Source organism: Kitasatospora sp. Xyl93 (genome assembly GCF_055383135.1).
In genome coordinates, this window is sequence record NZ_AP029185.1 from 2637515 (window position 1) to 2661787 (window position 24273).

General features: G+C 74.4%; 27 protein-coding genes and 2 pseudogenes. 17 read left to right on the forward strand and 12 right to left on the reverse strand.

The features are described 5' to 3' along the window. Positions 1-194 precede the first annotated feature (194 nt). From dusB to ACZ5GH_RS11690, 4 genes are all read right to left on the reverse strand, one after another. A complete protein-coding gene (dusB, locus tag ACZ5GH_RS11675) occupies positions 195-1364 on the reverse strand; it encodes a tRNA dihydrouridine synthase DusB (RefSeq protein WP_387748383.1) in 1170 nt (389 codons plus the stop codon). A gap of 87 nt (positions 1365-1451) precedes the next feature. Then, on the reverse strand, positions 1452-2342 hold the full coding sequence (locus ACZ5GH_RS11680; RefSeq protein ID WP_464334212.1) for a DUF4097 family beta strand repeat-containing protein: 891 nt from the start codon (positions 2340-2342) through the stop codon (positions 1452-1454). 2 nt (positions 2343-2344) lie between these two features. Further along, entirely contained in the window at positions 2345-2989 is a 645-nt protein-coding gene (locus tag ACZ5GH_RS11685; protein WP_464334213.1) for a response regulator transcription factor, read from the reverse strand. Next, positions 2977-4191 carry a sensor histidine kinase gene (locus ACZ5GH_RS11690; protein ID WP_387748377.1) on the reverse strand — a complete coding sequence of 405 codons (1215 nt, stop codon included), beginning with the start codon at positions 4189-4191 and terminating at the stop codon, positions 2977-2979. The genes ACZ5GH_RS11685 and ACZ5GH_RS11690 overlap by 13 nt, the downstream gene beginning before the upstream one ends. Positions 4192-4545: 354 nt before the next feature. Between ACZ5GH_RS11690 and ACZ5GH_RS11695 the strand changes: the two genes are divergently transcribed. Further along, positions 4546-4968 (forward strand): hypothetical protein, encoded by a 423-nt coding sequence (locus ACZ5GH_RS11695; RefSeq protein WP_464334214.1) that lies wholly within the window; start codon positions 4546-4548, stop codon positions 4966-4968. Beyond that, positions 4965-5420 carry a hypothetical protein gene (locus tag ACZ5GH_RS11700; protein WP_464334215.1) on the forward strand — a complete coding sequence of 152 codons (456 nt, stop codon included), beginning with the start codon at positions 4965-4967 and terminating at the stop codon, positions 5418-5420. The genes ACZ5GH_RS11695 and ACZ5GH_RS11700 overlap by 4 nt, the downstream gene beginning before the upstream one ends. 42 nt (positions 5421-5462) lie before the next feature. Here ACZ5GH_RS11700 and ACZ5GH_RS11705 read toward each other — a convergent pair whose 3' ends face one another. Continuing rightward, positions 5463-6401 (reverse strand): helix-turn-helix transcriptional regulator, encoded by a 939-nt coding sequence (locus tag ACZ5GH_RS11705; RefSeq protein ID WP_464334216.1) that lies wholly within the window; start codon positions 6399-6401, stop codon positions 5463-5465. Between the two features lie 102 nt (positions 6402-6503). On the opposite strand from ACZ5GH_RS11705, the gene ACZ5GH_RS11710 reads away from it, so the two are divergent. The 4 genes and pseudogenes from ACZ5GH_RS11710 to ACZ5GH_RS11725 form a co-directional block, all read left to right on the forward strand. Further along, a complete protein-coding gene (locus ACZ5GH_RS11710) occupies positions 6504-7997 on the forward strand; it encodes an MFS transporter (RefSeq protein WP_387748369.1) in 1494 nt (497 codons plus the stop codon). 158 nt (positions 7998-8155) lie between these two features. Further along, positions 8156-8341 (forward strand): hypothetical protein, encoded by a 186-nt coding sequence (locus ACZ5GH_RS11715; RefSeq protein WP_464334217.1) that lies wholly within the window; start codon positions 8156-8158, stop codon positions 8339-8341. 31 nt (positions 8342-8372) lie between these two features. After that, positions 8373-8639 (forward strand): type II toxin-antitoxin system Phd/YefM family antitoxin, encoded by a 267-nt coding sequence (locus ACZ5GH_RS11720; protein WP_464334218.1) that lies wholly within the window; start codon positions 8373-8375, stop codon positions 8637-8639. Positions 8640-8703: 64 nt separating this feature from the next. Next, positions 8704-9637 (forward strand): annotated as a pseudogene (locus ACZ5GH_RS11725) (IS982 family transposase); the annotation flags it as partial. On the opposite strand, the gene ACZ5GH_RS11730 reads toward ACZ5GH_RS11725, so the two are convergent. Then, the gene (locus ACZ5GH_RS11730; protein WP_464334219.1) at positions 9628-10257 is read right to left on the reverse strand and encodes an alpha/beta fold hydrolase; all 630 of its coding nucleotides are present in this window, start codon (positions 10255-10257) and stop codon (positions 9628-9630) included. The pseudogene ACZ5GH_RS11725 and the gene ACZ5GH_RS11730 overlap by 10 nt on opposite strands. A 117-nt stretch (positions 10258-10374) precedes the next feature. Between ACZ5GH_RS11730 and ACZ5GH_RS11735 the strand changes: the two are divergent. Further along, positions 10375-11016, forward strand: a pseudogene (locus ACZ5GH_RS11735) (phosphatase PAP2 family protein); the annotation flags it as partial. A gap of 237 nt (positions 11017-11253) precedes the next feature. Here ACZ5GH_RS11735 and ACZ5GH_RS11740 read toward each other — a convergent pair. Then, on the reverse strand, positions 11254-11958 hold the full coding sequence (locus tag ACZ5GH_RS11740) for a response regulator (RefSeq protein WP_387748363.1): 705 nt from the start codon (positions 11956-11958) through the stop codon (positions 11254-11256). A gap of 61 nt (positions 11959-12019) precedes the next feature. Continuing rightward, on the reverse strand, positions 12020-13669 hold the full coding sequence (locus tag ACZ5GH_RS11745; RefSeq protein WP_464334220.1) for a sensor histidine kinase: 1650 nt from the start codon (positions 13667-13669) through the stop codon (positions 12020-12022). A 140-nt stretch (positions 13670-13809) separates the two neighbouring features. Here ACZ5GH_RS11745 and ACZ5GH_RS11750 point away from each other — a divergent pair, with 140 nt between their 5' ends. The 3 genes from ACZ5GH_RS11750 to ACZ5GH_RS11760 all read left to right on the forward strand — a co-directional run bounded on the left by ACZ5GH_RS11750 (position 13810) and on the right by ACZ5GH_RS11760 (position 14972). Further along, positions 13810-14208 (forward strand): MarR family winged helix-turn-helix transcriptional regulator, encoded by a 399-nt coding sequence (locus ACZ5GH_RS11750; RefSeq protein ID WP_464334221.1) that lies wholly within the window; start codon positions 13810-13812, stop codon positions 14206-14208. Positions 14209-14355: 147 nt separating this feature from the next. Next, a complete protein-coding gene (locus tag ACZ5GH_RS11755) occupies positions 14356-14688 on the forward strand; it encodes a MarR family transcriptional regulator (protein ID WP_464334222.1) in 333 nt (110 codons plus the stop codon). A 50-nt stretch (positions 14689-14738) separates the two neighbouring features. Continuing rightward, positions 14739-14972 (forward strand): hypothetical protein, encoded by a 234-nt coding sequence (locus ACZ5GH_RS11760; RefSeq protein ID WP_387748355.1) that lies wholly within the window; start codon positions 14739-14741, stop codon positions 14970-14972. Positions 14973-15030: 58 nt separating this feature from the next. Here ACZ5GH_RS11760 and ACZ5GH_RS11765 read toward each other — a convergent pair whose 3' ends face one another. Together ACZ5GH_RS11765 and ACZ5GH_RS11770 are read right to left on the reverse strand one after the other, a co-directional pair. Continuing rightward, entirely contained in the window at positions 15031-16134 is a 1104-nt protein-coding gene (locus ACZ5GH_RS11765; RefSeq protein ID WP_464336816.1) for a serine hydrolase domain-containing protein, read from the reverse strand. Positions 16135-16276: 142 nt separating this feature from the next. Then, positions 16277-16723 carry an Lrp/AsnC family transcriptional regulator gene (locus tag ACZ5GH_RS11770; protein ID WP_464334223.1) on the reverse strand — a complete coding sequence of 149 codons (447 nt, stop codon included), beginning with the start codon at positions 16721-16723 and terminating at the stop codon, positions 16277-16279. A gap of 93 nt (positions 16724-16816) precedes the next feature. Here ACZ5GH_RS11770 and ACZ5GH_RS11775 point away from each other — a divergent pair, with 93 nt between their 5' ends. Beyond that, complete coding sequence (locus tag ACZ5GH_RS11775) at positions 16817-17626, forward strand: LLM class flavin-dependent oxidoreductase (protein ID WP_464334224.1); 810 nt, start codon at positions 16817-16819, stop codon at positions 17624-17626. Continuing rightward, on the forward strand, positions 17623-18060 hold the full coding sequence (locus ACZ5GH_RS11780) for a nucleoside deaminase (RefSeq protein ID WP_464334225.1): 438 nt from the start codon (positions 17623-17625) through the stop codon (positions 18058-18060). The genes ACZ5GH_RS11775 and ACZ5GH_RS11780 overlap by 4 nt, the downstream gene beginning before the upstream one ends. A 23-nt stretch (positions 18061-18083) precedes the next feature. On the opposite strand, the gene ACZ5GH_RS11785 is transcribed toward ACZ5GH_RS11780, so the two are convergent. Beyond that, on the reverse strand, positions 18084-19007 hold the full coding sequence (locus ACZ5GH_RS11785; RefSeq protein ID WP_464334226.1) for an IS5 family transposase: 924 nt from the start codon (positions 19005-19007) through the stop codon (positions 18084-18086). 133 nt (positions 19008-19140) lie between these two features. Here ACZ5GH_RS11785 and ACZ5GH_RS11790 point away from each other — a divergent pair, with 133 nt between their 5' ends. Then, positions 19141-19695: a DUF6939 family protein gene (locus ACZ5GH_RS11790; protein WP_464334227.1), complete on the forward strand. Its 555-nt coding sequence runs from the start codon at positions 19141-19143 to the stop codon at positions 19693-19695. A gap of 112 nt (positions 19696-19807) precedes the next feature. Here ACZ5GH_RS11790 and ACZ5GH_RS11795 read toward each other — a convergent pair whose 3' ends face one another. Beyond that, positions 19808-20155: a winged helix-turn-helix transcriptional regulator gene (locus ACZ5GH_RS11795; RefSeq protein ID WP_387748345.1), complete on the reverse strand. Its 348-nt coding sequence runs from the start codon at positions 20153-20155 to the stop codon at positions 19808-19810. Positions 20156-20251: 96 nt separating this feature from the next. On the opposite strand from ACZ5GH_RS11795, the gene ACZ5GH_RS11800 reads away from it, so the two are divergent. The 4 genes from ACZ5GH_RS11800 to ACZ5GH_RS11815 all read left to right on the forward strand — a co-directional run bounded on the left by ACZ5GH_RS11800 (position 20252) and on the right by ACZ5GH_RS11815 (position 24206). Beyond that, positions 20252-20893: an NAD(P)-dependent oxidoreductase gene (locus ACZ5GH_RS11800; RefSeq protein WP_464334228.1), complete on the forward strand. Its 642-nt coding sequence runs from the start codon at positions 20252-20254 to the stop codon at positions 20891-20893. 93 nt (positions 20894-20986) lie between these two features. After that, the gene (locus ACZ5GH_RS11805) at positions 20987-22393 is read left to right on the forward strand and encodes an SMI1/KNR4 family protein (RefSeq protein ID WP_464334229.1); all 1407 of its coding nucleotides are present in this window, start codon (positions 20987-20989) and stop codon (positions 22391-22393) included. A 98-nt stretch (positions 22394-22491) separates the two neighbouring features. Continuing rightward, positions 22492-23073, forward strand: a complete 582-nt coding sequence (locus ACZ5GH_RS11810) for an NADAR family protein (RefSeq protein WP_464334230.1) — start codon at positions 22492-22494, stop codon at positions 23071-23073. Next, the gene (locus ACZ5GH_RS11815) at positions 23070-24206 is read left to right on the forward strand and encodes a hypothetical protein (protein ID WP_464334231.1); all 1137 of its coding nucleotides are present in this window, start codon (positions 23070-23072) and stop codon (positions 24204-24206) included. Before ACZ5GH_RS11810 ends, ACZ5GH_RS11815 begins: the two co-directional genes overlap by 4 nt. Positions 24207-24273 lie beyond the last annotated feature (67 nt).

The following is a 24273-nucleotide window of genomic DNA, read 5'->3' on the forward strand; positions in this document are numbered from 1 at the left end:
TGTGGCAAGCGTCACCAGCGCATCTCACGGGTCGGGCGTAGAGCGCCTCCGCCGATCGTCGCACTGCGTCCAGAAAGATGCCCGCTCCGTGACGTCCGGACGACGAAAAGGAGCCCTCTTGTCCAGGATGGACAAGAGGGCTGGGACCTAGTGGCAATCACCCCGGAACGGGTGTTTTCGCCGGTCCGTACAGATCATCCGCCAGAGGTGTCCGATTCGGCGTCCGCGCCCGGGCGGGCGCAGTCATACGGATCGTCCAACCAGCCCTCCGGCAGGACCACCCGGTTGTTGCCGCTGGTGCGCCCGCGCGGGCCGTCCGCACCGGTCGGCCAGCCCTGGGACTGCTCCACCTGGGAGAGGGTTTCGGCCAGTTCGGCCAGCGAGGAGGAGTTGGCGAGCCGCACCCGCAGCTCGGAACCGACCGAGAAGCCCTTGGTGTACCAGGCGACGTGCTTGCGGAAGTCGACCACGCCGCGGGCCTCGTCGCCCAGCCACTCGCCGAGCAGCTGCGCGTGCCGCACCATCGCCTCGGCCACGTAGCCGAAGTCGGGGCGGGCGTAGTCCACCTCGCCCTCGAAGATCGCGACCAGGTCCCGGAACAGCCACGGCCGGCCCAGGCAGCCGCGGCCCACCACCACGCCGTCGCAGCCGGTCTCGCGCATCATCCGCACCGCGTCGTCGGCCGACCAGATGTCCCCGTTGCCCAGCACCGGGATGTGCGCCGGGACGGACTCGCGCAGCCGGGCGATCGCCGACCAATCGGCCGTCCCGCCGTAGTGCTGGGCGGCGGTGCGCCCGTGCAGGGCGATCGCGGCCACGCCCTCCTCGGCGCCGATCCGGCCGGCGTCCAGGTAGGTCAGGTGGTCGTCGTCGATGCCCTTGCGCATCTTCATGGTCACCGGCAGGTCGCCCGCGTTGGCGACGGCCTCGCGCAGGATCTCGCGCAGCAGGTTGCGCTTGTACGGCAGCGCCGAGCCGCCGCCCTTGCGGGTGACCTTGGGGACGGGGCAGCCGAAGTTGAGGTCGATGTGGTCGGCCAGGCCCTCCTCGGAGATCATCCGGGCGGCCTTGCCGACGGTCACCGGGTCCACCCCGTACAGCTGGATCGAGCGGGGCTTCTCGCTCGGGTCGAACTTGATCAGCTGCATGGTCTTGGCGTTGCGCTCGACCAGCGCCCGGGTGGTGATCATCTCCGAGACGTACAGGCCCCGGCCGCCGCTCTGCTCGCGGCACAGGGTGCGGAACGGCGCGTTGGTGATGCCGGCCATCGGAGCCAGCACGACGGGCGGCCACACCTGGATCGGGCCGATGTCCAGCGGCGCGAACTCGGCGTCGGACGCGGTGGGTGCGGGCGTGGCTGTCATGCGCGGCTGACCTCGGGTGGTGGGGATGGGACTCTCCATTGTCCCCTACCCGGGTGAGCGGCCTCCGCCCGCTCCGGGGCGCCCCCGTCACGGCGACGGCGACGGCGCCTCGGGGAGGGACGACGGCGACGACGGGAGCGCCGGCTGCGGCGACACCGACGGCTCCGGCGACATCGACGGTTCCGCCGGTTCCGCCGCCGCCGCGGTCTTCGACGGGTTGATCGAGATCGAACCGGAGGTGACCGCGGCGTGCACCCGGTTCGGGCTGGCGGAGTCCGCCAGCACCGGGTCGATCCGGCCGTGGCCGCTGCCCACCTCGCTGGAGAAGGCGTACCGGCTGTCCTTCGGCACGGTCATCTCCACCGAGCCGGAGGTGGCCGTGGCGTCCACCGCGCGCGGGACCCCGGCGAAGCCCAGCGTCACCGAGCCCGAGCCCACCCGCGCCGTCACCCGCCGGGAGCCGAGGTCGGTGCCCTGCACCAGCCCGGAGGTGGCCTGCACGGTCACGTCCCCCGAGGTGTCGGACAGCAGCAGCCGGCCGGAGGTCAGCTCCATCCGCACGGCCCCGCTCAGGCCCTCCACCTGGACGGAGCCGGAGCCCACCGAACCGGACACCTCGGTCGCGGCCGGCACCTCCAGCTCGATCTCGGCCCCGCAGCCGGCGCCCGTGAAGGGCAGGATCAGGCGGCAGCGCATGGAGACGTCGAGCACCCCGTCGACGACGACGGCGGACACCACCGGCTTGCGCACCAGCCAGTCCAGGCTCTGGCGGACCACCACGTGGCCGTCCCGGCCGGCCCGCACCCGAACCGAGGCGCTGCCGGTCTCCAGGTGGACCCGGTGGATCGCCACGTCGTACGGCCGGCTGGTGCTGGTGCGCTGCTGCACCGCCATCGACCAGGTCTGCAGTCCGGCGCCGATCATGACCAGGACGATCACGACCGTCCCGGTGACCCGCCAGCCCTTCGCCCCCTTCACGGCTACCCGACCTCCAGGAAGCGCAGCACCGCCATCACCCGGCGGTGGCTGTCCTCGGCCGGCGGCAGGTGCAGCTTGGTGAAGATCGAGTTGATGTGCTTGGCCACCGCGCTGTCGCTGACCACCAGCGAGCCGGCGATCGCGGCGTTGGAACGGCCCTCCGCCATCAGGGCGAGCACGTCGCGCTCGCGCGGGGTCAGCTTCTCCAGCGGGTCCCGGTGGCGGCGCACCAGCAGCTGGGCGACCACCTCCGGGTCCAGCGCGGTGCCGCCCTCGGCGACCCGCTGGAGCGCGTCCACGAAGTCGTCGACGTTGGCCACCCGCTGCTTGAGCAGGTAGCCGACGCCGCTGGTGTTGGTCGCCAGCAGGTCCGCGGCGTAGCGCTCCTCCACGAACTGGGAGAGCAGCAGGACGGCGGTGTCCGGCCACTGCCGGCGGATCACCATCGCCGCCTTCACCCCCTCGTCGTGGAAGCCCGGCGGCATCCGGACGTCGGCGACCACCACCTTCGGACGGTGCTCCTCGACGGCGGCCAGCAGTTCGGTGGCGTCCCCGACGGCGGCCACCACCTCGAAGCCCACCGCCTCCAGGACCTTGACCAGACCGACCCTCAGCAGGACCGAGTCCTCGGCGATCACAGCGCGCACGGCAACTCCACGGTGATGGTGGTGGGGCCCCCGAGGGGGCTGAGAACGGACAGCGTGCCGTCGACCGAGGCGGCGCGCTTGCGCAGGCCGGTGAGCCCGGTGCCGCGGGACGGGTCCGCGCCGCCCACGCCGTCGTCGCTGATGACCAGGCGCAGCCGGCCGCCGGCCGTCCGCACGGAGAGGTCGACCCGGTTGGCCCTGGCGTGCCTGGCCACGTTGGTGAGCGCCTCGGAGACGGTGAAGTAGGCGACCGCCTCGACGGTCGGGGCGATCTGCTCGGAGAGGTCGACGTCCAGGCGCACCGGCAGCGGGGCCCGGGCCGCGATGCCGGACAGCGCCGCGTCCAGGCCGCGGTCCTCCAGGACGGCGGGGTGCAGCCCGCGGACCAGGTCGCGCAGCTCGTCGATGGCCGCCTGGGCCTCCTCGTGCGCGTCGACGATCACCTGCATCACCTCGGGCGGCACGTCCTTGAGGGTGCGCCGGGCCAGGCCCAGGTTCATCGCGAGGGAGGTGAGCCGCTGCTGGGCGCCGTCGTGCAGGTCGCGCTCGATCCGGCGGCGTTCGGCGTCCACCGCGTCGACCAGCCCGGCCCGGCTCTCGGCGATCTCCTCGACCCGCCGTTCCAGCGCCTCCGCCCGGTCCGGGCCGAGCAGCCGGCGGGCCGCCCACGCCTCCAGCCGGGCCAGCTGCGTCCCCGGCAGCGGAAGGACAGCCAGCAGCAGCACCCCGCCGACGGTGAGCAGGACGTCCTCCCCGGCCAGGCCGGAGCGCAGCGCGGTGCCGGCGGGCAGCAGCCAGATCCAGCCGTACACGGTGGCCAGCACAAGGGCGGTCGCCCAGGCGTACAGCACCCCCAGCGCGGCCACCGCCAGCAGCGGGCCGACCACCAGGTGGTGGAGGACCTGACGCCAGGTCAGTCCGAGCAGGAGGCGCCGGAGTCCGGTCGGCGGCCGCAGCGGCGGCACCTCCACCCCGCGCAGGGCCCGCAGCCGACCGCGCTGGACGCCGGTCAGCGCGCGGGTGCAGAGCAGGACGGCGGCGAGCACGGGGAAGAGCGTTCTCGAGTCGGTGACGGCCAGCCAGACCGGCGCCGCCATGGGTATTCCGGCGGCTGTGAAGCGGACGTCCCGCCAGACCTCGGGCGACCACGGTGGGCGCCGAAGGCTCCTGACGAGCGCTCGGCGCAGCGTGGTGGAGGGCATGCCCGACAGCGTAGGGCCCGGTGATCACGGGCCGCCATGAAGGGGGGTTCCGGGTGGGGGTGTAGCTAGGTACACCCCCGATTCGGTGTAGGGCACCACCGACAGGACGGGGGTCCCGGCGGAAGGCTTGAGGGCATGACGAGCACTGCATCGCACTCCGCCACTCCGCCGCACGGGCGGCCCGGTCCGGGGAGTGCTTCCGGGACGCAGGCGCCGACGAGGGCGCTGCCCGGGGGGCGGCTGTCCGACGGGGGGCTGCTGTCCCCCGGGGCGCCGCTGTCCGACGGGGGGCTGCTGTCCCGTGGGGCGCTGCCGGACGGGGCGTCGACTGAGAGGGAGCTGCCTGAGGGGGCGTTGCCGACGGGGGGCGGGCCCTGGTCGGTCCGCGGCGTCGGGCCCGGTCGCGGCCGGGCCGCGCTGGAGGTGTACCAGTACGGGGAGTTGACCGACGTCCTGGTGGCCGCCCGGCTCACCCCGCACCTGCTGCGCGGGGCCCGGCACTGCCCGTCCACCGGGCGGAACCGGCACGTGCTCGCCTGGGGCCGGCTCGCGGCCGACGGCGCGGCGCCCGCGGTGGTGTTCAGCGGTCGGCGGCCGTTCCGCCGGGTGCGGTCAACGGCCGAAGTGGCCACGGTGGCCGGGCGGTTCTGGGTCGCCTGGGCCGAGGGCCCCTTCGACGCGGTACGGGTCGAACACCCGGCGGGCGGGACGGCCGAGCGGCTGCCGCTGGAGCGGGTGCGGGACCGGCACCGAGACCGGGACCGGGGTGCGGCGTGACCGCCGCCGTCCTCGCCGCCCGCTCCGACCGCTCCGCGGCCTCGTACGTCCTGCCCGCGCGCTTCGCCCAGGTCCCGGTCATGGCCGCGGTAGCGCTGCTGCCCTGGCTGGCGGTCCTCGCCGTCTGCCACGAGACCCCGTGGGTCGTGCTGGACCTCACCGAGTTCGCCGCCCTGATCTCGCTGGACGCGCTGCTGCGCCGGCGCAGCCCCGCCGCGCTGTGGGCGGGCGCGGCGGTGGCCCTGCTGCTCACCGGGGACGCGCTGGCCGACATCGCCTGCGCCGGTCCGGGCCACGCCGTGCTCGCCGCCCTGGTGATGGCCGGCTGCATCGAACTGCCGCTCGCCGTGGTGTGCCTCTGGCTCGGGCGGGACGCGGCGGCGCGGGCCTGGGGCCGGTCGGGCCCGGGTCGGTTGGGCCCGGGCCGGTTGGGCTCGGGCCTGGCGAGTTAGAACCGGGTGGCCGGTACCGGGTTGGCCGCTACCGGACGGCTGCTACCGGATGGGCAGCGCGTCCATCAGCGCGCGGGTCTCGTCGTCCAACGGGGTGTACGTGATCATCCGGGTCCCCCGCTGCGGGCCCAGCCAGAAGTTGGTGTACTCGCAGCGCAACAGCCCGACGCCCGGCACCTGGAAGCGCTTGATGCCGTTGCCCGGCCGCATCACGTCGTGCCGCTGCCAGAGCTCGGCGAAGTCCGGTGAGGCCTTGAGCACCCGGGCCAGCAGCGCCTTCCAGGCCGGCTCCGAACTGTGCTCGGCCATCGCCGAGCGGAACCGGGCCACCATGCCCAGGCGTTCGGTGCGGTAGTCGACCAGCACCTCGCGGAACTGCGAGGGCGTGAAAGCCATCCACATCAGGTTCCGGTCCTCGGGCGCCAGGGCACCGAGGTCGCCGACGATCGCGGTGTACTGGGCGTTGTGCGCCAGCACGTCGTAGCGGGAGTTGACCACCACGGCCGGGTAGGGCGCCAGTTGCTCCAGCAGCAGCCGCACGCTCGGGGTCACCGAGGGGCACTCCCTCACCGGCGCCGGGTCGTCCGCGCCGGCCAGGGTGAACAGGTGGGCGCGCTCGCTCGGGTCCAGCAGCAGCGCCCGGGCCACCGAGTCCAGCACCTGGGTGGACACCTGGATGTCCCGCCCCTGCTCCAGCCACGTGTACCAGGTCACCCCGACCGCGGCGAGCTGCGCGACCTCCTCCCGGCGCAGCCCCGGCGTCCGGCGGCGGCCGGTCATCGGCAGGCCCACCTGCTCGGGCGCCAGCCGCTCGCGGCGGCTGCGCAGGAACGCGGCCAGCTCGTGGCGGCGGGCTTCGCCGGGGGTGGTCCGGTGCTGCGCGGCGGCCTGCGCGGCGGCGGTGGCGACCGGACGGGCTTGCGCGGCGGCTCGCGCGGCGGCGGCCGGACGGGCTTGCGCGGAGGGTGTGGCGAGGCTCATGCTCCCCAGCATGCGGCAGCGGCCAGCCTGTTGCCAGGTACTTCTTATACCTGGATAACCACACTCTGGTACCAGGGTACGGCGCGGCGGATCGTAGGACCCGTGACCCAACCACTCGCCGTCGCCCCCGCATCGGGCCGCACCGCCACCACCCCGGGCGCCGCGGCCACCGCCACCGGACCCGCCGGATCAGCCGGATCGGCCACCGGCCCCGCCGCCGCCCTCGGCACCGCCGGGCTGGTCACCGTCCTGCTCGGGGCCTTCCTGCCGATGCTCGACTTCTTCATCGTCAACGTCGCCCTGCCCACCATCGACCACGACCTGGCCGCCGGGCCCGCCGTCCTCGAACTGGTCGCCGCCGGCTACGGCATCGCCTTCGCCGTGCTGCTCGTCCTCGGCGGGCGCCTCGGCGACAGCTACGGCCGCCGCCGGCTCTTCGTCGTCGGCGCCGTCGCCTTCGCCCTCACCTCGCTGGCCTGCGGCCTGGCCCCCGACGCGTGGTCGCTGGTCGCCGCCCGGGCCGCCCAGGGCGCCTCGGCCGCGCTGCTGATCCCGCAGGTGCTCGGCACCATCACCGCCGCCACCGAGGGCGCCCGGCGCGGCCGCGCGCTCAGCGTCTACGGCGCGGTCGGCGGGATCTCCGTGGTGATCGGGCAGGTGCTCGGCGGGATGCTGGTCGCCGCCGACCTGTTCGGCACCGGCTGGCGCTCGGTGTTCCTGCTGAACGTGCCGTTCGCGCTGCTCGCCGTGGTGCTCGCGGTCCGCTACGTCCCGGAGAGCCGGGCCGCGACGGCCGCCCGGGTCGACGTGCCCGGCACCGTCCTGCTCACCGGCACGCTGCTGTCCCTGCTCATCCCGCTGATGGAGGGCCGGGCGGCCGGCTGGCCGCTCTGGTCCTGGGTGCTGCTGGCGCTGTTCCCCGTCCTCGCCGTCGCCTTCGGCGCCGTGGAGCGCCGCGCCGAGCGGCGCGGGGACACCCCGCTGGTGCCGCCGTCCCTGCTGCGCATCCCGGAGATGCGGCGCGGCCTCGGCATCGCGCTCCCCTACTTCGCGGGCTTCGGCGGCTTCATGTTCGTCATCGCGGTGGCCCTCCAGCAGGGCCTGCGGCTCGGCCCGGTGGCAGCCGGCTGGGCGCTCGTCCCGATGGCGGTCGGCTACTTCTCCGCCTCGCTCGCCGGCCCGCGGCTGATCGGCCGCTGGGGCAGCCGGGTGCTCAGCGCGGGTGCCCTCGTCCAGGCCACCGGCCTCGCCGTCCTCGCCGTGACCGTACTGGCCGACTGGGCGCACTTCTCCCCGCTGCGGATGGCGCCGGGCGTCGCCCTCGCCGGCATCGGGCAGGGCCTGATCGGCACCCCGCTGTTCAGGGTCGTCCTCGCCAAGGTGCCCGCCGCCCGGGCCGGCGTCGGCAGCGGCGTCCTCGCCACCGGTCAGCAGTCCAGCCTCGCCCTCGGCGTCGCCACCCTCGGCACCCTCTACCTCTCCCTCTCCCCCGTCCTCGGCATGGACCGGGCCCTCGCCCTCTGCCTGGGCATCCAGCTCCTCGGCTCCTTCACGATCCTCTACCTGACCACCCGCCTTCCCCGCTCCATCGGCTGACGCCGGGCCTCGGGGTCCTGGCCCCCAGGCCTCGGCCCCGGCGATGGCGCTCTGCGATGGCGACGCGTGGCCTCCCGACCGGTACGACTCGTACGACCGGTCGGGAGGCCGTCGGCGTCCCCGGCACCACGGGTTCCGTGCCCCAGCCGGTCGAGCCAGTGGCCCAGCAGGATGCGGAGGGTTTCGCCGGCCTCCTCCTCGACCAGGCCGGCCCGACCGCCCTGCCCTGGCCCGCCCTCACCCTCCTCACCGCCGCCCTGGCCACCACCCTCACCGGGCGGCGCCACGGCTTCCCGGCGCTGGGTGGCACTCGTTCGCGTGAAATCGACGCACCTTCCTCGTGACAGCCGTACGGGGTGCCGTACCGTGAGCCACATGCCGGTCAACGTCACCATCAGCCAACTCCAGCAGCACACCGACGAGTTGATCGACCGTGTCGCGGCCGGCGAGCGCATCGGGATCACCCGCGACGGTCGGGTGGTCGCCGTCCTCGCGCCGCCCGGCCCCGAGCAGCGGGGACTGGACGGCCTCGTCCGCGACGTCGGCAAAGCCCCCGAGAACGCCGCCACCGCACGCGGCCCGGCCGACGGGACGGCCCTCGGGCCCGGCGCCCGGCCCGGATCGGGGCACCCCGCCCGTTGATCCGGATCGGCGCTCCGTCGGGTCCGACGGGCACGGTGCCCGGCCCGTTCGGGGTGCCCGGCGGATCCCGGCTGGACGAGTAGTTCCGAAGTCGGCTGGGTCTGAAGAGCTGGACGCCCTCCTGACGGCACTCCACGTGCAGATCGACGATCACCTGCCCCGAACGCGAGGGTTGGGGCGCCCGCCACGGCTGACGGACTCCGAGCTGGTCCGCCTGGCCGTGGCCCAGGCCCTGCCCGGCTTCCACTCCGAGGCCCGCTGGATCCGCTTCGCCCGCGCCCGTCTGCGTGAAATGTTCCCGAACCTGCCCGGCCGGCCCGGATACGACAAGCGCCTGCGGGCCGCCCGGCCGCTGCTCCAGCAGGCCGTCCGCGACCTGGCCCGGGCGACCGACCTGTGGGGTGACCCGGTGTGGATCACCGACTCCACGCCGGTGGAGTGCGGCCGCTCCCGCGACACCGTCCGCCGCTCGGCACTGGCCGGCTGGGCCGACCGGACCGGCTACGGCTACAGCCGTTCGCAGTCGCGCCGGTTCTGGGGACTGAAGCGGCACCTGGTCTGCACCCCGGCCGGGCCGCCCGTCACCTGGGCCCTGGCCAATCCGAAGGTCGACGAGCGCGAGGTCCTGGCCGCGCTCGTCGAGACCGAGCCCAATCTCGTGCGTGAGCGGCCCGGGCCTGCTGATCGTCGCCGGCAAGGGCTACGTCTCCGCCGAATTCGACCGCGTCCTCGACCAGTACGGCATCCAGCTCCTGCGGCCGTCCTCCCACAACCTCGCCGCTCGCCCGGGCGAGGGGCTGCTGAAGTCGGTCCGCCAGCTGATCGAGTCCGTCAACGACACCCTCGAAGGCCGGCTCGGCCTCGAACAGCACGGCGGTCGCACCATCGAAGGCGTCGGCGCCCTGGTCGGCCAGCGGCTGCCGGCGATGACCTGCGCGATCCGGCACAACCGCACCACCGGCCAACCCGTCACCCGATCGCTGATCGCCTACGACCACGGACCGACATCGGAACCACTCGTCCCACTTCCCGTACCCAGGGCGGCGATGAAGCGGTCCAGTCGCGAGGTGACCTGCCGGAGGACGTCGATCGAGCCCAGGGGGTCGTCGGGCAGTTCGAGGCCGTGGTCGGCGGCGGGCAGTTCGAGGACCTGGTGGCCGGTCGCGTCGGCGGTCGGGCGGTCCCACAGCTTGTCGGCGGTTCCGCCGACGAGGAGGGTCGGCGCCCCGGAGCGGTGCAGGGCGCGGGACACCTGGTCGACGGTCAGGAGGGGGGTGAGCCAGGCCGCCGGGAGGTTCCGGTCGGCCGCGACGGACGCGGCGAGGGAGCCGAGGGACTTGCCGACGAGCAGCCGGCAGGCGCCGCGCTCGGCGTCGACGGCTCCGGCGACCTGCCGCTCGACCCACGCGATCCGGTCCTCCGTCGCCAACTCGGCGAAGCCGTCCGGCACGTGCCACCACAGCTCCTGGACCGTCCAGCCGTGCCGGAGGAGGACGGACCGGGCGAAGTGCAGCAGCGGCCGGGCGGGCGAGTAGCCGACGCCGGGGACGATCAGCGCGACCCGGTCGGGGTCGCCGTCGAAGCGGGTGGGGACGGTCGGCGCGTTGGGGACGGACATGGCCGCAGAGTACCCGCGGGCCTCCGGTGAGACGTTGTCAACCCTGACCATGGTCATGGTCGTTGCCTGACTTTCGGGTCGGGTGGAAAGGGCTCCTCGACCTCTACCGTCCGGACCATGACGTACACGGACAGGAAATCCAGGGATTCCGGGGCCGCCGGACGGAGGGCACCGAGGGTGGGTCGGGCAGCCGTCCGGGGCAGGCCCGTCCTCGCCGCGGCCCTGCTCTGCGCGGGGGCCGGGGTGGTGGCCTGGCTGGCGCCGGAGCGGGGCGGCGGCGCGGGGCCGGTGCGGGTGTCGGCCGGGTGGTCGGCCGACGGCTACCGGCGGGTGGCGGAGGCCGTCGCCGACGCCCCGCACGCGGTGGCCTCGCTGTCGGAGCCGGCCACCGAGGCCGGGCTGCTGGTGCTGGGGCTCCTGCTGGCGTTCTGCTGGTGGACGGCCCGGGCCCGGCGGGCCGTCGGGGTGGTCGTGGGGGTGGCGCTGGTCGGGCTCGGCACGGTGCTGGCGTACGGGGCCAGCGAGGTGCTGAAGGTGGTCCTCGACGAGGAGCGTCCCTGCCGGGCCCTGGTCGGGCTGCCGGGCACGGCGGTCGCCGAGTGTCCGACGCCGGGCGACTGGTCGTTCCCCAGCAACCACGCCACCCTGGCGGTCGCGCTGGCGACGGGGCTGGTGCTGCTGCGCCCGCGCTGGGCGCTGCTGGTCATACCCGTCGGCGGCGCCACGGCGGCGCTGCGGGTGGCGGCCGGGGTGCACTATCCGCACGACGTGCTCGCCGGTGCCGCGCTCGGCGGCACGGTCACGGCGGCGGTGGTCCTCGCCCTGCGGCCGGTGGCCACCACCGCGGTGACGGCACTGACCGGGGTGCCCGTCCTCGGGCGGCTGCTGTCGGCGCCGCCTGCACCGCCGATACCGCCGGCCCCGGGCTCGGGAACGGCCCCGGACTCGGGCACGGGAACGGGCACGGGCACGGGCACGGTCCCCGCCCCGGCGGTCTCAGTCCCGTGGGCCGCCCGCGCAGGTCGCGCCGAGGGTCAGCCCGGCCTCGTGCGCGAGCACGGCGGCGGCCGCCCGGTTGGCCACGCCCAGTCGCGCCAGGATGGAGCTCACATGGGCCTTCACGGTGCCTTCCACCAACCCCAGCCGACGGGCGATCTGACCGTTGGACAGGCCGGCGGCGATCAGCGTCAGGACGTCCCGTTCCCGGGTGGTCAGGGCGGCCACCTGTTCCCGGGCGCCGGCGCGCCGGTCGGCGGGTCCGCCGGCCCCGGTGGCGGCCAGGTGGGCGACCACCCGGGCGGCCACCTTGGGTGAGAGGTAGGCCGCTCCGCCCGCCACCGCGTGCACCCCGGCGAGCAGTTCCTCGGGCTCGCCGGACTTGATCAGGAAGCCGTTCGCGCCGCCGCTGAGCGCGCGCAGGATGTAGTCGTCCTCCCCGAAGGTGGTCAGCATGAGAACTCCGGTGGCCAGGCCGTTCCGGCGGATCTCGGCGGCGGCCGTGATGCCGTCCGTGCCGGGCATCCGGATGTCCAGCACGGCGACGTCCGGCCGGTGGCGGCGGACGAGTTCGACGGCCTCCCGGCCGTCCCCGGCCTCGGCGACGATCTCGATGCCCGGGTCGGTGGCGAGCACCGCGCGCAGTCCGGCGCGGATCATGGGCTCGTCGTCGGCGAGCAGCACCCGGATCGGTGCGGTGGTCATCGTCGGCTCCTGTCGTTCGGTCGGTACGGAGGTGATGGGGAGAGGGAGGTGCGGCGGGAGGTCAGGAGGCGAGCATGTCGCGGGAGACCAGCCGGGAGTCCTGGAAGCAGAGCCGGTAGGCGTCGCCGGACCGGTCCACGAACAGTTGGGCGGTGATGGCGTAGTACGCGCACGAAACCCCTTCCCCCGACGGCGGCGCGGGCGTCGACGGCCCGCTCGGCGGGTGGTACGGCAGCCGGTGGCCCGGCAGCACCCGCTCGACCGAGGCCTGGTCCTGCCCCACCCGGAGGGAGGCGTAGACCTCCGGGTCGAGCACCGACAGGCTGACGACGTAGAGCGTCCATACTCGCAGCACCACGATCAGCAGCACGGCCGTCGCCAGCGGGACGAGCACCACGGCGGCCAGCGTCCGGCCCACCCTGCGGCGGGCCTGTCGCAGCTCGCGCACCGGCGACGGCGGGGCGGCGGGCGGCGGCGCGACGGGCCCGGCGGTACGGCGGGGCAGGTCGGCCACGACCTCGAACCCGCCGTCCGGGCGGGGCCCGTGGACGAAGGTGCCGCCCGCGAGCCGGACCCGCTCGGCCAGCCCGACCAGTCCGCGACCGCCGGTGGGCGGCACGGCAGGAGCCGGGCCGGGCCGTCCGCCGCGCGCCGCGGTGGAGGTGCCGGCGAACGGCCCGGTGAACGCTCCGGAGATCGTCCCGGTGGGCGTTGCGCTGCGCGGGGTTGACACGGACTCCGGCGAAACGGGCTCCGACCATGCGGGTGCCGGCGAAACGGGTGCCAGCGAAACGGGCGTCGGCGGAACGGGTGCCGGCGACGACGACGCAGGGACGGTGGACGCAGGGACGGTGGCCCCGGGGACGGTGGGTACGGCCGCGGGGCCGTTAGCCACCCGGACACGGGCGCCCTCGGCCGAGTACGCCAGCTCCACGGTGACGGCCGCTCCCGGTGCGTGCTTGGCGGCGTTGGTCAGCGCCTCCTGCACCACCCGGTACGCGGCGTGCTCGGTGGCGCGCGGGAGCCCGTCCGGCTCGCCGGTGACGTCCGAGCGGACGTCCAGGCCGGCGGCGGCCGCCTCGGCGACCAGGTGCGGGATGTCCGAGTCGGCCGGCCCCCGGGTTGCCGAGGTGCCGCCGCCCTCGTCCTCGTCGCGCAGGATGCCGATCACCTCGCCGAGCCGGTCGACGGCGGCGGCCGCGCCCGCCCGGATCTCCTGCACAGCCTCCCGGTGGGGCGGCGCCAGGTCGGGGGCGAGCTTGAGGGCCCCGGCACGCAGGGCGATCAGGCTGAGGTCGTGCCCGAGGGCGTCGTGCATGTCCTGGGCGATCCGGGCCCGTTCGCGCAGCCGGGCCTGCTCGGCGATCAGCTGCTGCTCGCGCTCCAGCCGTTCGGCCCGCTCCCACCCGGCACGCACGAGCTCCTGCGACTGCCGCCAGAACCGGCCCAGCAGCCACGGGCCCATCCCGGTGCTCACGGCGAGCGCGATGAACAGCAGGCCCCGAACGATCCAGGAGGGCACCGCTCCGACCACCAGCACACCGGCCGTGACCAGGACGGCGAACACCACCGCCGCCGGCCGTACCCGCTCCGTCCGCAACCCGGCCAGGAAGGAGAACCCGATCGCCGGAAGCGCCCACCAGAGGCTCGTGACACCGAGCCCGATACACACCGACGCCACCACGGGCAGCGCCGCCCCTCTCATCCTCATGCCCACGACCCTACGAGGGCCGCCGTCGCAGCGGATCTGTCGAAAGTCATGTCCGGAGCCGTCACCCGACTCACCTCCCGGGCCGGTTCCCGTCCCGACTCCGGCTCCGGCTCCGACCGGCGGCTCGTAGAACAGTAGCCATGGACATACTGGGGCTGACCCACGCCCAGTACGTGGTGCTGGCCTCGTTGTCCGGCATGTCGCGCTCCGGGCTGCGGCCCAGCCAGCGCCGGCTCGCCGACCGCACCGGGCTCGAAGCCCTCTACGTCTCCAAGCTCGCCAGCGCCCTGGAGGCGGGCGGGCTGGTGGCCCGCACCCGGGATCCGGACGACCCGCGCGCCATGCAGCTGTCACTCACCGAGCAGGGCGGCGACGTCACCCGCCGCGCGATCACGGTGGTCCAGGGTCTCCTGGACCAGTTGCTGGCGCCGCTCGGCGGCCGGCACAGCCCTCGCGCCCGGGGGTTCACCTGCGAACTGACCACCCTGCTCGACGCACCTCTTGATCCGCACGCCGAGAACGACGAGGAGCCGACATGACCACCGCCGCCACCAGCGACACCACCGCCCCCGCCACACCTGCCGCACCCGCACCGTCAACGGCCGGGTCGTCGCCCTGGCCCACTACGCGGCGCGCGCCCTCCTGGAGGCGTACTGGAGCGCCACGGCGTCACCTTCCACCAGAGCGTGACGCTCCGGGCCGTCGTGGTCGCGGACGGCGCCATCGCCCGGGACGCGCTCGTCCGCGAGGCCACCGGCTCACTCAAGGCCGAGGAGTCGGTCGTCCACGGCGTGCTCGACGGCCTGACGGCCGCCGGGCTGCTGGAGCAGGACCCGGCGAAGCCGTCCCGGCTGCGCCTCACCGCACCCGGCCGCGAACTGTACGCGCGCACCACCGCCGAGTCCGCCGAGATCACCGCCCGCCTGTACGCCGGCATCCCGGCCGAGGACCTCGCCGCCGCGGGCCGCGTCCTGGCGCTGGTCACGGAACGCGCGAACGCCGAACTGGCCGGCGTCTGAGTCCCGCACGACCGGATTGGACGCACCCGAACCGGGGGAAGGCTGGCGTCATGGGTCTCGTCCTGGTGTTCCTGCTCGTCCTCGTCGCCACCGTCGTCGGCGCCACTGCCTTCCTGCTGCTCCGGGAACGCGCCCGGCGGCACGCGTTCGACACCTCCGAGGGAACGCTGATCGAACAGCAGCGGACGGCCCAGGCCGCACGCATGCGGGCGACGTACTCGAGCCTGTCCGTCCACCACGGCAACGGCGTGGTCGGCGACGAGGGGAACCGCCACCGTTCCTGACCCCACCTGACCCGGCCTCGCCGCAGCAGCCCCGCCCCGGCCCCGCCCGGCAACCCGCTCAGCGGCAGAGGGCGGCGTCCACGACGGCTTCGAGGTGCCGGGCGACGGCGTAGTCGGTCGGGACGGTGGTGACCGCGATGTTCACGGCGCGCCCGTCGTCGGTGGCGCCGCCCCGGGTCTCGTAGCCCGGGATGTCGCCGCCGTGGCCCCAGTAGACGCCGCCGCAGGAGAGCGGCCGGCTGAAGACGCCCAGTCCGGAGCCGACGCCGCTGCCCCCGATCGGGACGGTGGTGCGCATCTGGGCGAGCTGGGCCGCGGGCAACAGGCGGTCCGGGACCAGCAGTGCGGTGAAGAAGCGGTCGAGGTCGGCATTGGTGGAGATCATCTGCCCGGCCGCCCAGCCCGCCGACGGGTCCATCTCCGTGAAGTCGGTCAGCGGCCCGTCGGCGGAGTCCCGGCGGTAGCCCCTGGGGTGGGCTTCGCGGATGGACCGGTCGCCCGCGGCCGGGAAGTAGGTGTGCCGCAGCCCGATGCGCCGGACGATCCGCCGGTCGATCTCCTCGGCGAGCGGCCGGCCGGTCACCCGCTGGACGATCAGCCCGGCCAGCACGTAGTTGGTGCTGCTGTAGCCGAACCTCTCACCGGGCGCGAAGACGGGCTTCTGCCGGAGGGCGAGGTCCAGCAGCTCCCGGGGCTCGAAGTACCGGTTCCGGAGGGAGGCTTCGTCCAGCAGCCCCTCGTAGTCGGCCAGGCCGCTGGTGTGCTGGAGGAGCTGCCGGACGGTGACGCCGCTCCCGTCGACGCCCTCGCCTCGGGCCAGGCCGGGGAGGTAGGTCCCGACGGAGGCGTCGAGGTCGACCTTCCCCTCCCCCACCAGCTGGAGCACGACGACGGCGGTGAAGGTCTTGGTGTTGCTGCCGATCCGCACCTGGCCGTCGGCGGGGACCTCGGCGCCGGTGGCCAGGTCCCCCACGCCGGCGGTGTAACCGCGGGTCCGGCCCCGCCCGTCCCGGACGGTCGCGAGCGCGGCGGGCACCCCGTCCGTCCGCACCAGCGCGTTAAGCCCCTGCTGGACGACGTCCGGCGGGGCCGCGGCCGAGGCGGCGGGCGGTGTCTGCATCCCGACGACCGCGGCGGTCGAGAGCGAGAGGGCGAGTGCCATGTGGCGGATGCGCGAACGACGCACGGGTCAACTCCACGGGAATCGTGGGGAGTAGCGAGGAACCCCCCGGTCACGACCGCCAGTCTGGTCGCGCGGCGCTCACCCGGCCTCCCCCGATCGAGGGAGCGCCGGGCGCCCGGCGTCAGGGCCGGCCGGGCCCGCGGAGCGGCAGCGTCCGGCTGTAGACGACGCTCGTGGTGGTGCTGCCGAAGCCGGCCAGCTCGTCCACCAGGGTTTCCAGGTGCTCCATGGAGGTCGCCGCCACCTTCAGGGTGTAGCAGTCGTCGCCGGTCGTGCGCAGGCACTCCAGCAGCTCCCGCCGCTCGGCGAGCAGCCGGCGCAACGGCTCGTGGCGGTTGCCCGGGTACTTCAGCCGGACGACGGCGAGCACCGGGTAGCCGACCTTCGCCAGGTCCACCGTCGCGTGGTAGCCGGTGATGACGCCCAGGGACTCCAGGTTGCGGACCCGTTCCGTGGTCGCCGACGGGCTGAGGGACACCCGCCGCCCCAACTCGCTGAGGGAGAGTCGGGCCTCCCGCTGCAGCTGATCGATGATCGCCCAGTCGGTGTCGTCAAGATTCACGGCCATGACGGGAATCTACCGGGAAAACCACGACGGCCGGCCCGTCATGCCAGGAGGATTCCGTTCCGTCCGCCATGATCACGGGGATAGCCTCGACCCATGCGACTCGGCGTCAACGTACCGAACTTCGGCCCCGGGACGGACCCCGGCGTGCTGCGCGAGTGGGCCCGGACGGTGGAGGGCCTCGGCTTCGACCTCCTCATGGTGTCGGACCACGTGGCGGTCACCCCGGACGTGGCCGCGCGGTACCCGGAGCCGTTCTACGAGCCCTTCACCACGCTGTCCTGGTTCGCCGGGGCGACCACCGGCCTGCGGCTGGGCACCACCGTGCTCGTCCTGCCCTACCGGAACCCGCTGCTGGTGGCCCGGATGGCGAGCACCCTCGCCCGGCTCAGCGGCGGCCGGTTCGTCCTCGGCGTGGGGGCCGGCTGGGCGCGCCAGGAGTTCGACGCCCTCGGTGTGCCGTTCGGCGCGCGCGGCACACTGACCGACGAGTACCTGGGCACCCTGCGGGACGCCTGGGCGGGCGAACCCGACCGCCGGGCGGTGCCGGTCTGGGTCGGCGGCCACAGCGGCGCGGCGCTCCGCCGGGCGGTCCGGTTCGGCGACGCCTGGCACCCGCTGCGGCTCCCCCTCGCCCGGATGCGGTCGGTCCTGGCCGAACACCCGATGCCCGGCTTCGCGCCCCGCATCGCCCTGCGGCCGACCACCGCACCGGTCGACGACCCGGAGCGGCCGGCCGGCGTCGGCACCGTCGACCAGATCCTGGACGACCTCCGCCGGCTGCGCGACCTCGGCGCCGAGACCGTCGTGTTCGACCCGTACCACGGGGATCCGGAGGAGACCCGCCGACCGCAACAGGCCTGGCAGGCGCTCACCACCGTCGCCACCCGCTGGAGGACCGCGTGATCACCGAAGCCGACGAGACCCTGCTGCGCCGCGCCATCGCCATCGCCGCCCGCGCGGTGGCCCTGGGCGACGCCCCGTACGGCTCCCTGCTGGCCGGCCCGGACGGCGAGGTCCTCGCCGAGGCCCACAACACCGTACGGCGCGACGACGACATCACGGCCCACCCCGAACTGAAGCTCGCCCGCTGGGCCGCGCGCGAACTCGCCCCGGACGCCGCCGCACGCACCACGCTGTACACCAGCTGCCAGCCCTGCGGCATGTGCGAAGGGGGCATCCTCCGCTCGGGCATCGGCCGCGTCGTGTACGCGCTCTCCACGGAGCAGCTCGTGGGGCTCAACCCCGACTCGGGCGCGTGGCCGGCGGTGACGACGGACGGCCCGGCGCTGCCCGAGGAGGCCCGGGCCCCGATCCGGTCCTACTACCGGCCCGCCTGAGAAAGTGTTGGGTTAGCTGATGACTACTGGCTGTTGAGGTCGTCGGCGAGGCGGCGTGCTGCTTCGGTCTCGATAGGGCCGCGTGGTTCGATCTCCTCGCCGGCGAGTCGGGCGGCCATGAGCCGGATCATGGCGACCTTGATCATCGCTTCGGCGTGCGCGGTCTTGCGCTCGTAGTCCCGTGCCAACCGTCTGCACCGTCCCAGCCAGGAGAATGTCCGCTCGACCACCCACCTGCGGGGCAGTACCCGGAAGCCTTCCACATCCGCGTTGCGGGGCACTGCGACGATCTCCAGGTTCTCGTGCTCCGCTGCCCAGCCGACCAGGCCGGCATCGACGACATTGACGTAGCCGCCGTCGACCCAGACCAGCCCGACCCGCGGGAACAGCTCGCGGACACCCGCCAGCACCAGCTTCGCGCCCGCCCGATCCTGGACCGAGGCCGAGTGCACGACCTCACGAAGCACAAGTCCGCAGGTGTCCACCAGTAGGTGCCGCTTGCAGCCCCGGACACGCTTGCCCGCGTCGTAGCCGATCGCCTGCCCGCCCTGGTGGCTGCGGGCCGACTGCGAGTCCAACACCGCCGCCGAAGGCTGCGGGTCACGGCCGTCCACCACACGTACCCGCTCGCGCAAGGCATCGTGGACCCGGTTCCAGGTCCCGTCCGCAGTCCAGGCACGGACCCACCGGTAGGCCGCGTCCCACGGCGCCAGATCATGAGGCACCAGTCGCCACGCACACCCGCTGACCAGCACGTACAGCACGGTGTCCACGACCAGCCGACGGGGGAACTTCAGCGGACGGCCACCCCGGCGCGGATCCCGCTCCGGCAGCAGCGGCTCGATCACCGCCCACTGAGCGTCCGTCAACGACGAGTCATACGAGAGCTTGCACGAACAGACACACATGGCGGTGATCTTCGCGGACACCCCGACCGCGATGATCACCGCCAGCGCGTCACGGCACGCAGTTGATCACTTACCCAACACTTTCTGAGCCGCCCTCCCGGCTCCGTGGCCGGGATGTCAGAGGCATGGGGGACGCTCGGTGGCCACTACCATCGAGAACGGGAGCCCACGCATGCCGATCCGCGTCGCCGGCCGCCGCCGCACGACGGCCTCACTGACCGCCGCGCACCCCGGCGCGGAGATCATCGACGTGACCTCCAAGGCGCCGGACCCCTGGGTGCGGCTGAGCCCGTTCTACCCGCACGGCGGCATCCCGGTCCCCTACGGCGACGGCGTGACCAGCCAGTCGGTGGAGGGGATCTGGCAGGCCCTCAAGGTCTTCCGGGACGCCGACGTCGACCCCGCGAAGCTGCGCGTCACCACGATGAAGGGCCTCAAGCGGACGGTACGGCGGTTCGGCCCCGTCCGGGGCCACCGGACCGGCCCGCACGGCGACCGGCTGCTGCCCTACGAGACGGCCCGCCGCCGCATCTACCTGCCGGCCTACCGCTGGGTCCTCGAACACCGCGCCGCCGACCTGGTCGACCGGCTCCGGGAGAAGGAGGAGGTCGTGCTCCTGGACTACACCACCAACGGCGACGTCGCCGACACCTCCAGCCCGCTCTCCCACGCCGCGCTCGTCCGGCTGTACGTGGAGGGCCGCTGGCCCGACGAAGAGCGGGAATGAACCCGCCGGCCGCGGGGCCCGTCCGGGAGCACCGCCGGTGCGACCACGCCGGACGCGGGCGCCCGTCCGCACGCTCGCGCCCGTCCGGGCGCGGGCCCTCGTCCGCGCGCGATCACCCGCCCGTGCGCGGGAGTTCGTCGAGGTGCTCGCGGGCCCAGGCGCAGGCCACGTCCATCGGGCCGAGCAGCGATCGCCCGAGTTCGGTGAGGGCGTACTCGACCCGCGGCGGGTTCTCGTCGTACGAGGTCCGGGTGAGCCAGCCGTCGCGTTCCATCGCGCGCAGCGTCTCGGTCAGCACCTTCGGGGCGACGCCCCTGAGCGGCGCCTTCAGCTCGGTGAACCGGCGGGGGCCGTCCTCCAGGCAGCGGAGGATCATGCCGGCCCACTTGTCGCCGACCCGGATGGGCATCCGGTGGCTGCAGTGCGGGTCGAACGGGTCGGTGTCCACGCGGGCGGTCATGGCTCCACGATAGGGCCGGTTCCGTTGAAGTAACCGGGCACCTCCCGCTTACCGTCCTCGTGCATCAGGCCCGAACGGGCCGTCGAGGGAGGAACCATGAGCAGGATCGTGATCTTCGGCGCGGGTGGACGCGTGGGGCGCGCGGCCGTGGCCGAAGCGGTGCGGCGGGGGCACACCGTGACGGCGGTGGTGCGGGACCCCGGGAAGTACCGGGAGCTCGGCACGCCGGACGCGGTGACGGTGGTGCGCGGCGACGCGACGGACGCCGAGTCGGTGGCGGCGGTCGCGGCCGGGCACGACGCGGCCGTGAACGCCTCGGCGCGGCTGGACCTGCCCGCCGAGGAGTACTTCACCGCGGCCGCGCGGGCGCTGGTCGAGGGGCTCGGACGGGCGGGAGTGGGACGGCTCCTGGTGCTGGGCATCGCGACCACGCTGGAGGTGTCGCCGGGCGTGCGGGTGATGGACGACCCGCTGTTCCCGGCGGAGTACCGGCTGTTCTCCCAGGGCCACGTCGCGGAGTTCGAGCTGCTGCGGTCCGCCGCGACGGACCTCGACTGGCTGATGGTGGTGCCCCCGATGGACCTGAACGCGGAGGCCGAGGCCACCGGGCGCTACCGCGGTGCGGTCGGCGCGGTGGTGGGGCAGGGCCGGATCTCGCACGCGGACCTGGCGGTGGCGCTGCTGGACGAGATCGAGACGCCGCGGCACCACCGGGTGCAGTGGGCGGTGTCGCACTGAGGCCCGCGGCCGGGCTCGGCACCGCTGTCGGCGGCGGCCGCTAGGGTCCTGCGGACCGTCACCCACGACCGCCGCACCGCCTCGGAGGACACCGTGTCCGCGCTCCACGACTTCGCCACCTGGGAGCCGCTGCTGACGCTCCTTCGCGCCGAGCACGCCGACCGCCCCGCGGCCGGCACCGGCCACCTGGCGGGGACCGTCAGTTCGACGGGGTGGAGTCTGCCCCTGGACCACCGGTCGGTGCAGCCCCATCGCCGTCAGGCCGTCGCCCGGGCCGGGGCGCCGGTGCAGCGCGCGCTCGCGGAGGCGGGCCTGCGCGAGGCGATGTTCGCGGCGGACGTCTCGCCGGACGGGCGGACGGTCCTGCACGTGTTCGGCGACAGCCCCGCCGTGGAGTCCGGGTCCGAGCTCCCGAGCCCGGGCACGCTCGTCCTGGTCGAGGGCGCCGTCGCCGAACCGTGGCGCCGCCTGCCGTCACCGGCTCCCGGAGCGGCGCCGGCGCCGTCCGCGGACCCGGCCCTGCTGGAGCGGACGCTCCGCGAGCGGCTGCCCGACGCCGTCGGCGCGACCGAGGAGGAGATCGCCGCCGCCGAGGAGCGGCTCGGCGTCGCGCTGCCCGAGGAACTCAAGGCGCTCTACCGCGTGACCAGGGTGAGCCCGGCGGGGCCGGGCGGATCGGGGGACTGGGAGGCCGACTTCGCGGAGATCCAGGCCGCCGGGTCCGCCGTCGGCTGCGAACTCAGCTCCCTGGACGGGCTGTTCGTCGCCGACGCGGCCACCCGGCCGTGCCCGTGGCAGTACGCGGCGACGAAGGCGGCCGCCACCCCGCCCGACGCCGCCGTGCAGGCCCTGGTCGGCTCGCCCGGCTGGATCGCCTTCGGCGGCAACGGCGGTGACACCTTCGCCGTCGACCTGACGCCGGGCCCGCGCGGCCACCTCGGTCAGGTCATCCTGATCGACCACGAGCAGAGCATCGGCGCCGAACTGTACGGCGAATCCCTGACGGAGCTGGTCCTGAGCCGCTTCTCGAACGAGGCCCCGGCCGACCACCACGAACGGCGGCCACCGGTCGCGGCCCGGGTGGGCGACCACCACGAGCTGGACGACCTCGCGTCCGCCGCACACCCCGACCTGGAGGTCGTGAGGATCTTCCGCCGGAGCGGCGCGCCCCTCGGCCTCGCCCCCGTCGCCGGGCTGCCTCGGGTCCGTACCCTCACCGCCCATCCCGGCACCCTCGCCGACCCGTTGGAGGTCACCGGCCTGCCCGGGCTGGAGTACCTGGGCCTCGGTCCCGACGAGTGGCGCGTCCTCCTCGACGCCGGGGCGGTCCCGAGCGGACTGTCCGCGGCCGGCGTCGAGGTGCGGGGCGACGAGCACCCACTGGCGGTCGTGGCCGTGGCCAACGACCTCCTCGCCCTGCGGGACCGCCCGCCGATCCCCCACACCACCGTCGAGGGACACCTCGGCCCCGCACCTCGACCCCGCGCCCCGCACGCCTGACCCCGCATGCCCCACCCCAGACACCACATCCCGCACCCGCACCCGCACCCGCGGTGAAACGGTTCGCGACCCCGGACCCTTTATGTCAGACTGACGATATGAGCGAGATGCACGTGGGGGGCCTGGCCGCCGTCCGCAGCCGCGAGGAGTTGGCCGCGGCGATGGCCGACGGGGTGCGCCCGAAGTGGGTGATGTTCTGGGGGCACACCGAGCGCAAGGGCGGCGGGACGCGACAGGAGTGCCTGAGCCAGTGGTGGCCCGGCGAGTTCACCGTCGACGGCGTGGCGTACGCCTCCGCCGAGCACTGGATGATGGCCGGCAAAGCCCGGATGTTCGGTGACGAGGAGATCGTGCGGCAGGTGCTGGCGGCCCGGACGCCCGCCGAGGCGAAGAAGCTGGGCCGACTGGTCAAGGGATTCGACGACGAGACGTGGACGGCCGGCCGGTTCGAGCTGGTGGTGGCGGGCAACGTCGCGAAGTTCGGGCAGGACGAGGCGCTGCGCGACTACCTGCTGGGCACGGGTGACCGGGTGCTGGTCGAGGCCAGCCCGCTGGACCGGATCTGGGGCATCGGGCTCGCCGCCGACGACATCCGGGCCCAACAGCCGACCGAGTGGCGCGGGTTGAACCTGCTCGGCTTCGCGCTGATGGAGGCACGGGCGCGGCTGGGCGGCGCGTGAGCGTCATCGCTCCGCTGCTGGACGGAACGGTGGTGGCCTCGGCCGCCGCCGCCCTGTTCCTGGCACCGAGGGTGCTGCGGCGCACGGCTCCTCCCCGGCCGCCCGGCCGCGTGTCGGGTCCGGAGCCGGTGCTGGCGGTCGTCGTCGCGCTGATCTACCTCAACCAGGTGCTCGTCGCGGTCTACGTGAACCGGGTGCACCACGGGGACGTGTCCTTCATCGCCCGCCATCTGCCGCCCGGCTGGTTCGACGTGCCACGCCTGGACGCCCTCGCCGCCCGCTTCCCGGCCCCGGAGCTGCTGGCCCCGTCGGTGCTCCGGGTGCCGGCCCTCCTCGAACTTCCGCTGGTGCTGCTGGCGTTCGTCGCCGTCGTCCGGCGGCTGGACCGCGCGCTGTACGTCCGGTTGGCCCGCTCCCCGCTGATCCCGCTCGCCGCCGCCTCCTACACGGTGGCGTTCTGCGCCGTGGAGTGGGACCTGCGGAACCCGTACACCGTGGACGACCTCGTCCTGCGCGTGGTCGCGGCCTGCCTCACCCCTCCCCTGATCGCCCGGCTGGCCCGGCACGAGCCCGTGCCCGAGGGTGAGGGAGGGGCCGACCCCGCCCGCAGCCTGTTCCGCTTCGCGCTCGACCTGTGGGCGTACGGCCAGCTGATGCTGGTGCTGTACGACACCGCGCTGCTCTACAACCTCGCCCGGCTCGGCGGCCACCTCCCCTCCGCCGCGGTCGCGTTGGCGGTGCTGGTCGCGACCCGGGCCGTCCCGGCCCGGTCGGCCGACCCGAGTCGGCCGACCGGCCCGCACAGCGCCGCCCTCGCCGGGACGATCGGCCGGGCACTCGCGCTGTTCCTCGTCCCCGCCCTGTCGATCCGCTACGCGGAGTCCTTCGGCACGCCCGAACTCGCCGCCCTGGCGGGGCTGCTGGTGATCGGGGCGGCGGCCCGCCGGGACGCGACCCGCCTGCTGCTGCCCGCCCTCGCGGGCGCGGTGGTCGGATACGTCGTCGCGACGCTCGCCCCCGGCCCGTACTACGAGGCGACCCTGCTGCGGAGCGCGACCGGCGCACTTCTCGCAACGACCGCCGTCTGTGCGCTCCTTGACACCACTCCGACACGACTGGTCGTGCGCTCTTAACTCCTCAGCCACATACTGACGTCAGGATGTCACGCAGTCAGGGTCTGGATGGACGGGGTGGGGCGAT

What these genes read in the sequence shown, in the direction of transcription:
- dusB (WP_387748383.1), bottom strand. Translation starts at nt 1,364, where the DNA reads ATGACAGCCACGCCCGCACCCACCGCGTCCGACGCCGAGTTCGCGCCG.
- ACZ5GH_RS11690 (WP_387748377.1), bottom strand. Translation starts at nt 4,191, where the DNA reads ATGCCCTCCACCACGCTGCGCCGAGCGCTCGTCAGGAGCCTTCGGCGC.
- ACZ5GH_RS11705 (WP_464334216.1), bottom strand. Translation starts at nt 6,401, where the DNA reads ATGAGCCTCGCCACACCCTCCGCGCAAGCCCGTCCGGCCGCCGCCGCG.
- ACZ5GH_RS11720 (WP_464334218.1), top strand. Translation starts at nt 8,373, where the DNA reads ATGCCGGTCAACGTCACCATCAGCCAACTCCAGCAGCACACCGACGAG.
- ACZ5GH_RS11730 (WP_464334219.1), bottom strand. Translation starts at nt 10,257, where the DNA reads ATGTCCGTCCCCAACGCGCCGACCGTCCCCACCCGCTTCGACGGCGAC.
- ACZ5GH_RS11740 (WP_387748363.1), bottom strand. Translation starts at nt 11,958, where the DNA reads ATGACCACCGCACCGATCCGGGTGCTGCTCGCCGACGACGAGCCCATG.
- ACZ5GH_RS11745 (WP_464334220.1), bottom strand. Translation starts at nt 13,669, where the DNA reads ATGAGGATGAGAGGGGCGGCGCTGCCCGTGGTGGCGTCGGTGTGTATC.
- ACZ5GH_RS11750 (WP_464334221.1), top strand. Translation starts at nt 13,810, where the DNA reads ATGGACATACTGGGGCTGACCCACGCCCAGTACGTGGTGCTGGCCTCG.
- ACZ5GH_RS11760 (WP_387748355.1), top strand. Translation starts at nt 14,739, where the DNA reads ATGGGTCTCGTCCTGGTGTTCCTGCTCGTCCTCGTCGCCACCGTCGTC.
- ACZ5GH_RS11765 (WP_464336816.1), bottom strand. Translation starts at nt 16,134, where the DNA reads ATGGCACTCGCCCTCTCGCTCTCGACCGCCGCGGTCGTCGGGATGCAG.
- ACZ5GH_RS11770 (WP_464334223.1), bottom strand. Translation starts at nt 16,723, where the DNA reads ATGGCCGTGAATCTTGACGACACCGACTGGGCGATCATCGATCAGCTG.
- ACZ5GH_RS11775 (WP_464334224.1), top strand. Translation starts at nt 16,817, where the DNA reads ATGCGACTCGGCGTCAACGTACCGAACTTCGGCCCCGGGACGGACCCC.
- ACZ5GH_RS11790 (WP_464334227.1), top strand. Translation starts at nt 19,141, where the DNA reads ATGCCGATCCGCGTCGCCGGCCGCCGCCGCACGACGGCCTCACTGACC.
- ACZ5GH_RS11795 (WP_387748345.1), bottom strand. Translation starts at nt 20,155, where the DNA reads ATGACCGCCCGCGTGGACACCGACCCGTTCGACCCGCACTGCAGCCAC.
- ACZ5GH_RS11800 (WP_464334228.1), top strand. Translation starts at nt 20,252, where the DNA reads ATGAGCAGGATCGTGATCTTCGGCGCGGGTGGACGCGTGGGGCGCGCG.
- ACZ5GH_RS11810 (WP_464334230.1), top strand. Translation starts at nt 22,492, where the DNA reads ATGAGCGAGATGCACGTGGGGGGCCTGGCCGCCGTCCGCAGCCGCGAG.